Here is a 12682-nt window from a genome sequence, read left to right as displayed (position 1 = left end):
ATCCGGGCTGCAATGTCCTCGCTACCCCGCCGATTGGCCCGTCCTAGACTGAGCTATATCCGCACGCCGCCCTTGTAGAGCGCGGTCACCCTGCCCTGCACGCCGTGCCGGTCGAAAGGAGTGTTATCCGCGGTCGCGCTCATCCTGGTACGGTCGATGAACCAGGGCGCGTCGGGATCGATGATGGCAATGTCCGCCTCGTGACCCGTGACCAGCATGCCGGCGTCGACGCCGAGCAGTATTGCCGGATTGCGCGCTAGCAAGTCGAATGCACGCGCTATGTCGATCACCTCATCGCGTACCAGCTGTAACGTCATCGCCAGAAGAGTCTCGGCCCCGGCCATGCCAGGTTCGGCATCGGAGAACGGCAGGCGCTTGCCTTCCGGGCCGCGCGGATCGTGGCCGCTTGAAACAACATCGACTGTGCCATCACCCATAGCGGCGAGCGCCGCTTGCCGGTCGGCCTCGCTGCGCAGGGGCGGCGAAAGACGTGTGAAAGTGCGGAAGTCGGCGGTTGCGAGGTCGGACAGCATGAAATGCGCAGGCGTGATCCCGCAGGTAACGTTGACCCCGCGCGCCTTGGCCTCTCGCACGAGATCGAAGCCCCGCGCCGTCGTGACTTGTCGAAAATGGACGCGTGCACCGCACATATCGGCAAGCGTTATGTCGCGCGCGATCGCAAGAGCCTCGGCCTCGGCAGGCGCGCTCGGCAGTCCAAGGCGCGTCGCGATCTCACCCGCTGTTGCGGCAGCATCTCCTGTGAGTCCGGTGTCTTCCGGATGCGAGACCACAACGAGATCGAGCATTGCGGCGTACTGCAACAGGCGCAGCATGGTGCCGCTATCGGCAATCCACCGCCGACCTGTCGCCACGCCCCTCGCGCCAGCCTCCTTCATCAAGGCAATCTCGGCGAGTTGCTTACCAGCGAGGCCCGAGGTTGCAGCCGCGAGCGGATGGACCCAGAGATCCGGCTTCCCGCTTTTGGCGATGAAGTTCACCCGGCTCGGATAATCGAGCGGTGGCGACTGGTCGGGCATCAGCGCGGCACGAGTAATGCCCCCGAAGTGAAAAGCGGGCTTGTCGATAGAGAAAACACCGAAATCGACGAGGCCGGGAGCGACGAGCTTGCCCGTCGCATTGATCACCTCATCGCCTTTTTCAGGCGCGGCATTCTTGCCGACCGAGGCGATCCGGCCATTTTCCAGCCGAATATTGCCTTCTTCGGCACCGTCCAACGTGACCAGCGTGCCCCCCGTGATGGTAATGGGCTTTGCCTGCTTCATTCCCACCCCTCCACGCCGCGCGCCTTACGGGTGAGGATATCGAGGCAGGCCATGCGAATTGCGACCCCCATCTCCACCTGCTGGGTGATGATCGAACGGTCGAGCATATCGGCGACTTCACTGTCGATCTCGATACCGCGGTTCATCGGCCCCGGGTGCATCACGATCGCGTCATCCTTGGCATGTTCCAGTCGCGCCTTCGTAAGGCCATAGAGATGGTGATACTCACGCGCAGATGGAATGAACTGCCCTGCCATGCGCTCCGACTGAAGCCGCAGCATCATCACGACGTCCGCGTCTTCGAGCGCGGCATCGAACCTGTTGAAGGGCTTCGTCCCCATCGCTTCGATCCCGGCCGGCATCAGGGCCGGCGGTGCGCACACCCTGACGCTCGCGCCCAAAGCCTGCAGGCAAAGGATATTCGAACGAGCGACGCGGCTGTGCAGGATATCGCCGCAGATCGTGACCGTGAGGCCGGTAAAGTCTTCCGCGTCGTCGCCACGCTCGCGCAGCTTGTGCCGCAGCGCCAGCGCATCGAGCAGCGCTTGCGTTGGGTGCTCGTGGCTCCCGTCGCCCGCATTGAGCACAGGGCAATCGACCTTGTCGGCGATCAGCTGCGTCGCGCCGCTCGAACCGTGCCGGATGACGATCGCATCGGCGCGCATCGCGTTCAGCGTGATCGCGGTATCGATCAGTGTCTCGCCTTTCTTCACGCTCGACTGCGCTGCATGCATGTTGACGACGTCCGCGCCGAGCCGCTTTCCTGCGATCTCGAAAGAAAGCAGCGTCCGTGTCGAATTCTCGAAGAATGCGTTGATAATCGTCAGGCCTGCGAGCAGCCCTGCATGTTTGGTGCTTTGGCGATTGAGCTTAACCCACTGCTCTGCCTGGTCGAGCAGATACAGGATTTCATGCCGCTCAAGCTGGGCAATCCCGGTGAGGTCGCGATGCGGAAAGGCAAGACGGCCCGCCGGAAAGCGGTCGTTCGCCGATGAAGAATCCGAAGCTGTCATTAAAGCAACGCCCTTAGTCGAGGCGTGTCGGCGGCTCAACCCATTGCTTGCGTGGTTCTCAATGGAATTTTGAGCTTGCAGCGCCTAGCTTGGTCGCAAGCAACAGGTTGCAAGGAAGAGGCATGAGTTTCGTCGGCAAGGTCTGGAAGATCCTGGTAGGCATAAAGGACGGGCTTGTCCTGTTGTTCATGCTGCTGTTTTTCGTCGCGTTGTTCAGCATTCTTTCGGCCAGCCCCAATCCCGGCCAGGTGCGCGACGGCGCGCTTTACATCGACATGTCGGGATATGTGGTCGAAGAACGCGCGCCCGTCGATCCTTTCGCAACTCTGCTCGCGGGCGAGGCACCGCCGATGGAATATCAGGCCCGCGATCTCGTGCGTGTACTCGACTCCGCCGCAAGCGATGACCGCGTGAAAGCCGTAGTCATGGATCTTTCCGCATTCATAGGCGGGGGACAGGTCCACATGCAGGAAATCGGGGAGGCGATGGACCGGGTGCGCAAGGCGGAAAAACCCGTCTTCACCTATGCACTCGCCTATGGCGACGATCACATGCACCTCGCCGCACATGCCAGCGAGGTCTGGGCCGACCCGCTGGGCGGTGCACTCATCGCAGGACCCGGCGGCAGCAACCTGTATTTCGCCGACCTGCTCGACCGGCTGAACGTAAACGCTCGCATCTATCGCGTCGGCGAGTTCAAGGCCGCAGTCGAACCCTTTTCGCGCAGCTCGATGTCCGAAGAGGCGCGCGAGAACATCTCCGCGCTCTATGGTGCGTTATGGGAAGAATACAAAGCCAACGTCACCACTGCGCGTCCTTCGATTGAATTCGACAGGATAACCGGCGATCCGGTCGCTTGGATCGAAGAAAGCGGAGGCGACCTGGCCGAAGCAGCACTTGCTGCGGGACTGGTCGACCGGCTCGGCGACAAAGTCGAATTCGGCGAGCGCGTGGCAGAAGTCGTGGGTGAAGACAGCTGGAGCGATCTCCCCGGTGCCTATGCCAAGAGCGACTTTGAACCTTATCTCGCAGACGTCGGAAGCAGCGCGCGCTCGGGCGGCAAGAAGATCGGCGTCGTAACTGTCGCCGGTACTATCGTGGACGGCGATGCAGGACCGGGCACGGCGGGCGGCGAACGCATCGCAAAACTGCTCGACGAAGCGCTCGATGACGAACTCGCGGGCCTTGTCGTGCGCGTGGATTCACCGGGCGGCTCGGTGACCGCGTCCGAAGAAATCCGCCGGGCGATCGAGCGTTTCCGGGCGAAGGACATCCCGGTTGCAATTTCGTTTGCAAACGTGGCCGCAAGCGGCGGCTATTGGGTAGCGACCGCGGGTGACCGCATCTTCGCCCAGCCGGAAACGATTACCGGCTCTATCGGCGTCTTTGCCGTGTTGCCGACATTCGAGGACGCCACGGCCGAAATCGGAGTCAACGCCGATGGCTTCCGCACAACGCCGCTTTCCGGACAACCCGACCTCATCGGCGGACTGACGCCCGAGGTCGACACCATCATTCAGGCATCGATCACCGACACCTACACGGACTTCCTCGAACGCGTGTCGAAATCGCGCGGAAAATCGGCCGAGCAGATCGACGCAATTGCGCAGGGCCGTGTGTGGGACGGCGGAACGGCGCGCCAACGCGAGCTCGTCGACCAATTCGGCGGGCTCGAAGAAGCGCTCGAATGGGTTGCAAGCGAAGCCGGCCTCGAAGAGGACGGCTGGAGCCCGCGCTTCCTCGGATCGAAGAGACCAAATTACGATTCACTCATCCGCCAGATGGTCGGCGATTCTTCGGCGGACGAAGCACGCAGCGCAGACTTGCTCGGCCGCGCCTCCTACAACCGCGAAGCCATGCTTTCGCGCCTGGCGGTGGATGCTGAGCTACTGCTAGGCAAAGGCGGTGTGCAGGCCTATTGTCTCGAATGTCCGGTTCAGCCCCGCCCGACCAGCGCAAAGAGTACCGCAGGCTTGATCGAGGTATTCCGCGCAATCCTCTCGAAGTAGCGCGAAGAGTGCCAAGGGCACTTGCCAAGGCGGTTGCCGCGAAGTAGATGCGCGCCCCTGCCCATCGGGGACCGAAAAGGGCGGGCGCGTAGCTCAGTGGTAGAGCACACCCTTCACACGGGTGGGGTCGCAAGTTCAATCCTTGCCGCGCCCACCACCTCTTGCAACACCGCTTCAGACCCTTCGCGCTGTCCATGGATTTGCGCGGAGCCGGTGGCTGTTTTGCGTTTCTGAGGAGGATTCGCGCGATCGGTCCTTGCCGGCTCCACAACCACGTCGTTGTCAGGGAACCTTTCCGATATGGGTCCCGATAGCCTCGCTCACCGCGTCGGTCGCTTCGAACTGCGGCGCATGACCCACACCTTCGAGGCGAAGGATTGTCAGGGTCTGGGTTGATCGGTCGAGCAATTCGATGAATGCCGGATCGAACACGGTGTCATCCTCGCCCCAGACCAGCAGCGTCGGTACGTCCAATGTCGCATTTCGCGATGGCCAAAAATCCTCGTCGGAGATCGCGTCAGGCGATGGAAGGTTGGCGCGATACCAGTTGATATGGCGATTGATCCTTCGAAGATCGGACGATCCTTCCTTCAGGACTTGGGCTTCTTCCGCAGAAATTCGACCAGCTTCGAAGTGGTTTTGAGGACCGCTCGCGATGCGACCTCTGGCACCCGATAGCAATGCAAGTGCAGGAGTGGCCGACTTCAAACGCTCGACATATTGCGAGATTTCACGTTGCTTCTCTGAGATTTCAAGCATTCGCACGGCAATATTCTGGGGCGGTGCGCTCATGATCGTGACAGTACGGACGCGGTCGGGCCGACTTTGAGCGTAGGCGCCTGCGAAGGCTGCACCCCAGTCGTGGCCGACAAGATGAACCCGGTCGCCTCCCAAGTCCGAAATCAGGGCATCCAGATGCTCTGCCATCGCGGCGAGCTTGTACTCGGCAGGGTCTGCCGGAGCGTCAGACATTCCCGCGCCAAGCCCGTCAATCGCCACGACGCGATAGTTTGCTCGCAAATGCTCCATCTGCCTGGAAAGCGAATACCAAGTCGTGGGGAAGCCATGGATGAAGATCACTGTGTCACCCTCACCCGCCGCAACGACATGGAGACGGTTGCCATCGAACTCGTGGCACCAGTCGCGGTAGGGCTTGCCCTCTCCAGCGCGCTTATTGGCAAGCGTGACGGCAGGGTCCCGCCCTACCGCGCAACCCGCCGGTTCGCTCTCGCTCCACATCATCAAGGTGACTCCGGCGAGCGCCAGACCAAGGATCAAGACGAAGGCGGCTTGGCCGGCGCGCTTCATTCTTCGATCCCGGTTTGAGGCAGCGCATAGGCGATAACGTATCCGCCCTGACCATCACGTTGCGTCGCCGAGTCGAGATACTTCCCGGTCGAAGGATCACGGGGATAGATCCAGCTGGGATTGGGAACGGTTACGACGAGAAACTGGCGACCGTTGCGATCGGTGAAAGTCATGGGCGTCGACTGTCCATTGCCAGGAAGGTCTGACGCCCACTTCTCCTCTCCGGTGCGCACATCGAACGCGCGCACGCTGCTATCCATCGTGGAACTGAGGAATGTCAGGCCGCCGCGCGTCGTCATCGTTCCGGCGCGGACCGCTGTCCCGACATCGATCGGAAGGCCACTGCGTAGCCCGAACGGGCCGGAATTGCGCATATCACCTGCCGGTCGCCTCCAGAGAAGTTCCTTGGTATTGAGATCGATGACCGCAATCCTCGACCATGGCGGCTCGAAACACGGTATGGCGGTTCCCAGGCGCGACATAAACGGCATGGGCAATCCGTAATATGCAATCTGATTGTAATTATACGGATCATCGGGATCCGTTCGCGGGGCCTGTGCATCGGGAGTCATGCGCACCGCCGGGTGCTCCTCACCAAGCAGCAAAGCCGCTTGCGGACCGGCCTCTGCCACCTGCTCCGGCGTCACCAGCAATAAGCGGTGTGCGAGCAGCATAGGGGCCGCAATCAGCAGGCCATTGTCCGCATCGACTGACACGCTACCCCAGTTGAACCCGCCGAAATTACCGGGTGCAATCAGTGTGCCTGCGCGCGTGGGAGGCGTATACATCCCCTCGTATCGCATCATCCGGTATTCGATCCGGCAGACCATCTGGTCGATCGGCGTGAGTCCCCACATATCCTTCTCGAACCGATAGGGGTGGAAATTCGGCAGAGGCGAAAATGGCTGAGTGTCGGAGAGGTACTCGCCCAATTCGGGATCCTGTGCGACGGGCCGGTCTTGGATCGGATAAACAGGTTTGCCATCGCGGCGATCGAGCAGGAAAAGTTCGCCCATCTTCGTGGGGATCACGATCGAGGGTACGCGCTCGCCGCCTCGCTCGACATCGACCAGCACGGGCTGTGCGGGAACATCGTAATCCCAGATATCGTGGCGAACGGTCTGGAATGTCCAGCGTTCTTCGCCTGTCGATGCGTCGATAGCCACGACCGCCGAAGAATAGCGGTCATCGAAGTCGCGGCGGACCCCGCCAAAGTAATCCGGATTGGCATTTCCCGTCGGCGCAAAGACGAGGTCCAGTTCCGGATCGTAGCTCATGATCGACCAGACATTCGGCGTTCCCGGCGTGTAGCGCTCTCCTTCGGCAGGCAGGCCGCGATTGTCCGGGTTCCCAAGATCCCACGCCCAGGCGAGTTCGCCGGTGATGGCGTCGAAGGCCCGAACCACTCCCGATGGCAGCCCCAGATCTTGCCGGTCATTGACTAATCCGCCTACGACCAGTTTGCCCCCGGCCACGGTTGGCGGTGAAGTGTGATAGTAATCACCGGGGAGATGTTCCCCCATGCCTTCGCGCAGGTCTACCATGCCACCAGCGCCGAAGCCCTCACACAATTCGCCGGTTTCGGCATCGAGCGCGATCAGGCTCGCGTTGATCGTCGCGGTGACAATCCGTCTCGGGCACGGCCCGGCATATTCGGGAGGTGCTCTGTGATAAGCAACGCCGCGACACGTGATCGCATATTGATGTTCCGCGAGCGGTTCGAGTTCCGGATCGAATCGCCAAAGCTCCTCGCCAGTAGCTCCGTCGAGAGCGATCACGACATTAGCGGCGGCGCATAGAAAAAGCCGTCCATCGATGGCGAGCGGTGTTGCCTTGAAATCCTCCTCGACTCCTGTCCGGTAACGCCAGACCTCCTGCAATCCCGAAATTGTCTCCGGATTGATCTGGTCGAGCGTGGCAAAGCGGGAGCCTCCGACATCGTTTCCATAGTGGACCCAGTCTCCGCCTGCGGCGGCAGAAATGGTCCCTCGCACGGTACCGGTGCCATTGCGCTCATAGCCCTGCAACGCTGAAACACCGATCAGCACCAATCCGGCGACAATCGGACCGCCAATAAGCCAACGATTGGGGGTAGGCGCCTGCTCCGCTTCCTGAGGTTTGAGCGAGGTGCGATACCAAGGCGTGAGAAAGTAGGTCCCGAGCACCATCCAAGCGGCGAGCCGTGGCAGCAAGGCGAACAGATCGAACCCTGCCTCATATAGCGACCAGACTACCGTTCCTATGAGGATCGCTGCGAAGGCCTGCACCGCGCGGGGAGACCGGCGAGAGGTGAACCACGCCACGGTCAGCGTCATCGCGCCTGCGATCAGATAGTAAGGGCTACCGCCAAGGTAGATCAGGAAGCCACCCGGAACCGTCAGGAGCAGCCCGATCAGGAAGAGCAGGACGACAAACGCCCAATGAACGATGGTCCGCATGCGATCTTCTCCCGCGCCGCGTCGGATACCCTACATCGGGTGGATGGTGTGGCCACCATCGAGAATGAGGCAGCGCCCGGTCATGAAATCGCTTTCTCTGGATGCAAGGAAGACTGCAGGACCCTCCATGTCTTCAAGCGTTCCAATTCGACCGATTGCCGATCTACGGCGGGCTGCATCCTGAAAAGCTTGCGTCGTATCGAGCGACATCTCTGTTTCGATAAAGCCAGGCAGTATCGCGTTTGCCCGAATGCCGGCCGTACCCAATTCGACCGCGAGCGCCTGAACCAGACCAACGACCGCCGCTTTCGTGGTCGAATAGCCTGCGGCTCCACCAGTACCGATCAGCGCTGCGACAGATGACGTAACAATCAACCGCCCGCCCTTTTTTCGTTCCAGCATGTGCGCCGTCGCGGCTGAGAAGGTGTGGACCACACTCATCAGGTTCAGATCGATAGTGCCAAGCCAGTCTTCACGGCTGGTTTTGTGCGAAGCGCCCCGAAAGCCGCCCCCGCCTGCGTTGGCGAAAACGCTGTCCACGTGCCCGAATCGCTCCAGCGTTTCTGCCAACCGGGCGTTGACCTCTTCTTCGTCGGTGACATCACAAACCCAGGCTTCGACTTCACCTCCCAGCCCGCGCAATTCGGCAACGGCAGCAGCATTCTTGTCCTCTTTGCGCCCCCACACGGCGACCTTTGCGCCCGCCTTCACGAGACCGCGGCCATAGGCGAGGCCCAAGCCGCCGTTTCCGCCGGTCACGAGCGCAACCGTACCAGTGAGATCAAACATCAGAATTCCTCTCAGATACCTTGATCGGCGAAATTCTTGGCCGAATAGATCGAGCTTTTCGGAAGGGATTGCAGGCCGATCAGGTTGCCATCAGGGTCGCGCCCGAAGATGATTGTCGCTCCATCGAGCGAACCGGTCCCTTCGATCAGGGTGCCGCCTGCCTCAAGCAGCCGGTCTTGAGCCGCGTTCAGGTCGGTCACGTCGAAGACGACCATATTGTACCCGGGCGCATCGAGTGGCCGGGGTGTCTCCGGTAGCTTGGTCGGATGGCTGTGGTACTGCGCGATCTCGATTTCCAGGTTGCGCAGTTGGAACCACGCCATTTCGATCTCGCTGCCGGGAATTCCGGAGACGGCGTCGACATTTTCGCCCGAGATACTGAACCAGCTCCCGATACGCCGTGGCTCCTGATCGCCAAGGAATGCAGACCAAAAGGAAACCATCCGATCCAGATCCGGGGTGGCAAACGCCACATGACGCATTCGGATCGGATTTTTCGGCGGCTCCGGCAGATCGAGCTGCGAGACGTCGACTTCCTCCACCTCGGTAACGATGCCATTCGCGTCGGTGATGTAGCCGTACTTTACTGGATTGCGACTGCTCAACGCGACCGGTTCAGGGTCTCCGATTGTCGATGCACCTGCTGCAATCGCACGGGCGTAAGCACCCATCTCTTCGATGGCCTGGAAGCAGACGTGTATGATGCCTGGGCCTTGCACCGGGACTGCCGATATGTCCCGCGGAGCCGAGTAGTCCTGGCCTTCGAACGACATCAGTCGAACCTGCGCGTTGGGGCTGCGTAGAAGAAGCGAACGGGCCTGTTCCGCACCCTCAGGCCGTAGATCTGCAGGCATACCGGCCAATGAAAGCTCGCTTTCACCCATGCGCCTTACGTCAAATGCCGCTTCGTAAAATCGGCCGGAATCCTCGACGTCGGGGACAGTGATACCAACGTAATGAACACCGACAATCAAGTCATCGAGTTCCTGCTCCGGCGCACTTCCCATCAAGCCACAACCTGACAACGCGAAAACAGCAGCAAGCGCGAGCACGCTTCTGATCATCCCGGACACCCTCTCTGCAAACCCGAAAACCAATGGGCCAACGCAATCGCATTTGTTGTAATTTTAGTCAATAGGAGCACCTTGAATTCGTCATCAGCCGCATAAATCAAGGGCGGTAACTCACTTTATTGACGGATGCTACAACATGAGATATCCCATCGGCAAACGATAAAGTCAGGGTGAGGGAAAACATGAAAAATATGAAATCAGAGGTGCGCCGTCTCGCGCTCTGTACGACTGCATTCGCTGCGCTCGCTGTTCCGACGCAGGTTTTCGCGCAGAATAGCGAGGCAGAAAACGCGTCTGAAAGCGAATCCGAAACGCCCGGCTCCGAAACGCCCGGCCCCGAAACGCCCGGCAATGTCATCGTCGTTACCGCGTCGAAGCGCGAGACTACGCTTCAGGAAACACCGATTGCGGTTTCGGTGACGGGAGCCGAGCAGATCGAGAATTCCCAGGCGCGCGACCTGCTCGACCTTCAAACGCTCGTGCCATCCCTTCGAGTCAACCAACTACAGAGTTCCGCCAACACCAACTTCATAATCCGCGGCTTCGGCAACGGCGCAAATAACGCCGGCATAGAACCGTCCGTCGGTGTATTCATCGACGGGGTCTATCGCTCGCGTTCTGCAGCACAGATCGGCGATCTTCCAAATCTGCAGCGGGTCGAGGTTCTACGCGGCCCTCAATCGACGCTGTTCGGCAAGAACGCATCGGCCGGTATCATCAGCATCGTCACACGGCCTCCGCAATTCGAATTCGGTGGGTCGGCAGAGATTTCCTACGGCAATTTCAACGCTATCGTGGCGCGAGCTGACCTGACAGGCCCGCTCAGCGAAACCGTAGCGTTCAGCGTCTCGGGCAATATCAATCAGCGTGATGGCTACGTCGAGGACATCAATCTCGGTACAGACAACAACGAACGCAATCGCTGGGGTGTGCGCGGACAACTGCTTTTTGAGCCGAGCACCGACCTCAGCTTCCGCTTCATTGCCGATTACGACAAGATCGACGAAAACTGCTGTTCGGTGGTCAATATCGTCGACGGTCCTACCGGCAACGCAATCCGCGCTCTTGGCGGCCAGATCATCTCAAACGACAGGTTTGGCACAACCAATGCTCTAAATTTCGTGTCCGAGAACGAGATCGAGAATTACGGCTTTTCTCTCCAGGCAGATTGGGCCGTAGGGGCGATCGACGTTACGGCGATTGGCTCCTATCGCAAGGTGGACTCTTTCGCAGACCAGGACATCGATTTTACCAGTGCCGATATCGTCCAGCGAAGCGAGGGCCGCGGCACGATCGACACATATACGCTCGAATTGCGTGCGGCCTCGGACTTTGACGGGCCGTTGAATTTCCTCATTGGCGGTTTCCTGTTCAAGGAAGATATTGAAACGAATGGCGCGCTCGAATACGGAGCGGACTTCAAAGGATATGCCGATCTGTTGACCGGCGGTGCCTACAGCTCCCTCGAGCCGACCCTGCGTTTCCTCATCCCGACCATCCCCCCAGGGACGTTCGGCGGACAGGGTCAGGGGCGAATGACCAACTTCCTGTTCGACAACGAGGCAATCTCGATCTTCGGGCAGCTCGATTTCGAGCCCATCGACGGTCTGACCTTCACCGTGGGCGGCAACTACACCAATGACCGCAAGTCGGTGATCCAAAACAATGTCAGCACCGATGTGTTTTCCGGCATCGATCTGGTCCAGGCGGGCGTGGCTGCCGGTGTTCCGGCGGTTGTCGCTGCGGATCCGAACTTCAATCCGTTCCTTGCCCTGCGCGGGCTCCAATTCATCCCGCCCTTCCTCAATTTCCCTAACGCGGTTGAGGACGGCAAAACCGAAGACAACGACCTGTCGTACACTTTGCGGGTGTCGTATGACTTTCCTGATAATCTCAGCGTCTATGCAACCTATGCGACGGGCTTCAAAGCGTCTTCTTTCAACCTTTCACCTGATAGCCGGCCTTTCCCGGAAGACTTCATCCCGGGCTCTCCCTTTCAATCGCCGCCCCCTGCTCCATCGCCGATTCGCGATGCAGGACTTGCGGTCACAAACCTTTCGACAGGCACACGCTTTGCCGAGCCCGAAGAAGCGGAAGTCTACGAAGTCGGCATCAAGGGCCAATGGGAGGGGTTCGCATTCAATCTCGCGATTTTCGACCAGACGCTCGAGGGGTTTCAAGGCAACGTCTTCACCGGGACGGGCTTCGTGCTCGGCAACGCGGAAGAGCAATCGGTTCGTGGCTTCGAGTTCGACAGTTCGATTTCCCCGATCCCCGAACTGACCTTCACCGCCGCGATCACATATCTCGATGCCGAATATGACAGCTTCGTCGGAGGCACGGCTTTCAATCCGGCTACGCTCACGACGGTACCCACCGACCTTTCGGGTCGGCGCCCGGCGGGCATTCCGGAATGGAGTATGACATTCGGCGGAACCTACGAGCTGGAGTTCGATGCCGGTCATGTCATGACCTTTCATGCCGACTTCCTGCATGAGAGCAACGTACAGATCGCCGAGGGCCTGACGCAATTCCGCCGCGAGGTTAACCAGCTAAACGCGACGATCAGTTTCATGCTGGAAAACGGACTCGAGTTCGCAATCTGGGGCCGCAACCTCACAGACGAGGTTTACAACACAACCGTGTTCCCGGCGGTCGCCCAGGCGGGTTCGCTCAATGGCTATCGCAATTTTCCGCGCACCTATGGCGGTCTTGTTCGATTCAGATTTTGATATACTCCTCGGATCTGAATCAAGCGAGGGCGGGTGG

At 60.0% G+C, this 12682-nt stretch carries 8 protein-coding genes and 1 tRNA gene; 3 read left to right on the top strand and 6 right to left on the bottom strand.

The window, feature by feature from the left end; genetic code table 11:
* Positions 1-53 precede the first annotated feature (53 nt).
* Positions 54-1283, bottom strand: coding sequence for a dihydroorotase family protein (locus FIU90_RS05180; protein ID WP_152433812.1), 1230 nt, complete (start codon positions 1281-1283; stop codon positions 54-56).
* On the bottom strand, positions 1280-2296 hold the full coding sequence (locus tag FIU90_RS05175) for an aspartate carbamoyltransferase catalytic subunit (RefSeq protein ID WP_152433811.1): 1017 nt from the start codon (positions 2294-2296) through the stop codon (positions 1280-1282). Before FIU90_RS05175 ends, FIU90_RS05180 begins: the two co-directional genes overlap by 4 nt.
* A gap of 122 nt (positions 2297-2418) precedes the next feature.
* On the opposite strand from FIU90_RS05175, the gene sppA reads away from it, so the two are divergent.
* Both sppA and FIU90_RS05165 read left to right on the top strand, forming a co-directional pair.
* On the top strand, positions 2419-4305 hold the full coding sequence (gene sppA / locus FIU90_RS05170) for a signal peptide peptidase SppA (RefSeq protein WP_152433810.1): 1887 nt from the start codon (positions 2419-2421) through the stop codon (positions 4303-4305).
* An 82-nt stretch (positions 4306-4387) separates the two neighbouring features.
* Positions 4388-4462: transfer RNA gene (locus FIU90_RS05165), tRNA-Val, on the top strand.
* A gap of 125 nt (positions 4463-4587) precedes the next feature.
* On the opposite strand, the gene FIU90_RS05160 is transcribed toward FIU90_RS05165, so the two are convergent.
* Genes FIU90_RS05160 through FIU90_RS05145 form a run of 4 tightly spaced genes read right to left on the bottom strand, consistent with a single transcriptional unit; the run spans position 4588 to position 9847 of the window.
* Complete coding sequence (locus FIU90_RS05160) at positions 4588-5613, bottom strand: alpha/beta fold hydrolase (protein WP_152433809.1); 1026 nt, start codon at positions 5611-5613, stop codon at positions 4588-4590.
* Positions 5610-8051: a PQQ-binding-like beta-propeller repeat protein gene (locus FIU90_RS05155; RefSeq protein ID WP_152433808.1), complete on the bottom strand. Its 2442-nt coding sequence runs from the start codon at positions 8049-8051 to the stop codon at positions 5610-5612. The genes FIU90_RS05160 and FIU90_RS05155 overlap by 4 nt, the downstream gene beginning before the upstream one ends.
* Positions 8052-8081: 30 nt before the next feature.
* The gene (locus FIU90_RS05150; RefSeq protein ID WP_152433807.1) at positions 8082-8840 is read right to left on the bottom strand and encodes an SDR family NAD(P)-dependent oxidoreductase; all 759 of its coding nucleotides are present in this window, start codon (positions 8838-8840) and stop codon (positions 8082-8084) included.
* Positions 8841-8851: 11 nt separating this feature from the next.
* Positions 8852-9847, bottom strand: coding sequence for a VOC family protein (locus tag FIU90_RS05145; protein WP_172970187.1), 996 nt, complete (start codon positions 9845-9847; stop codon positions 8852-8854).
* A 248-nt stretch (positions 9848-10095) separates the two neighbouring features.
* Between FIU90_RS05145 and FIU90_RS05140 the strand changes: the two genes are divergently transcribed.
* Positions 10096-12645 carry a TonB-dependent receptor gene (locus FIU90_RS05140; protein WP_152433805.1) on the top strand — a complete coding sequence of 850 codons (2550 nt, stop codon included), beginning with the start codon at positions 10096-10098 and terminating at the stop codon, positions 12643-12645.
* Positions 12646-12682 lie beyond the last annotated feature (37 nt).

Origin of the sequence: Erythrobacter sp. THAF29, assembly GCF_009363635.1 — a bacterium.
GTDB lineage: Bacteria > Pseudomonadota > Alphaproteobacteria > Sphingomonadales > Sphingomonadaceae > Erythrobacter.
This window is presented reverse-complemented; position numbering and strand designations above follow the sequence as displayed.

What these genes read in the sequence shown, in the direction of transcription:
- FIU90_RS05175 (WP_152433811.1), bottom strand. Translation starts at nt 2,296, where the DNA reads ATGACAGCTTCGGATTCTTCATCGGCGAACGACCGCTTTCCGGCGGGC.
- FIU90_RS05145 (WP_172970187.1), bottom strand. Translation starts at nt 9,847, where the DNA reads ATGGGAAGTGCGCCGGAGCAGGAACTCGATGACTTGATTGTCGGTGTT.
- FIU90_RS05160 (WP_152433809.1), bottom strand. Translation starts at nt 5,613, where the DNA reads ATGAAGCGCGCCGGCCAAGCCGCCTTCGTCTTGATCCTTGGTCTGGCG.
- FIU90_RS05150 (WP_152433807.1), bottom strand. Translation starts at nt 8,840, where the DNA reads ATGTTTGATCTCACTGGTACGGTTGCGCTCGTGACCGGCGGAAACGGC.
- sppA (WP_152433810.1), top strand. Translation starts at nt 2,419, where the DNA reads ATGAGTTTCGTCGGCAAGGTCTGGAAGATCCTGGTAGGCATAAAGGAC.
- FIU90_RS05140 (WP_152433805.1), top strand. Translation starts at nt 10,096, where the DNA reads ATGAAAAATATGAAATCAGAGGTGCGCCGTCTCGCGCTCTGTACGACT.
- FIU90_RS05180 (WP_152433812.1), bottom strand. Translation starts at nt 1,283, where the DNA reads ATGAAGCAGGCAAAGCCCATTACCATCACGGGGGGCACGCTGGTCACG.
- FIU90_RS05155 (WP_152433808.1), bottom strand. Translation starts at nt 8,051, where the DNA reads ATGCGGACCATCGTTCATTGGGCGTTTGTCGTCCTGCTCTTCCTGATC.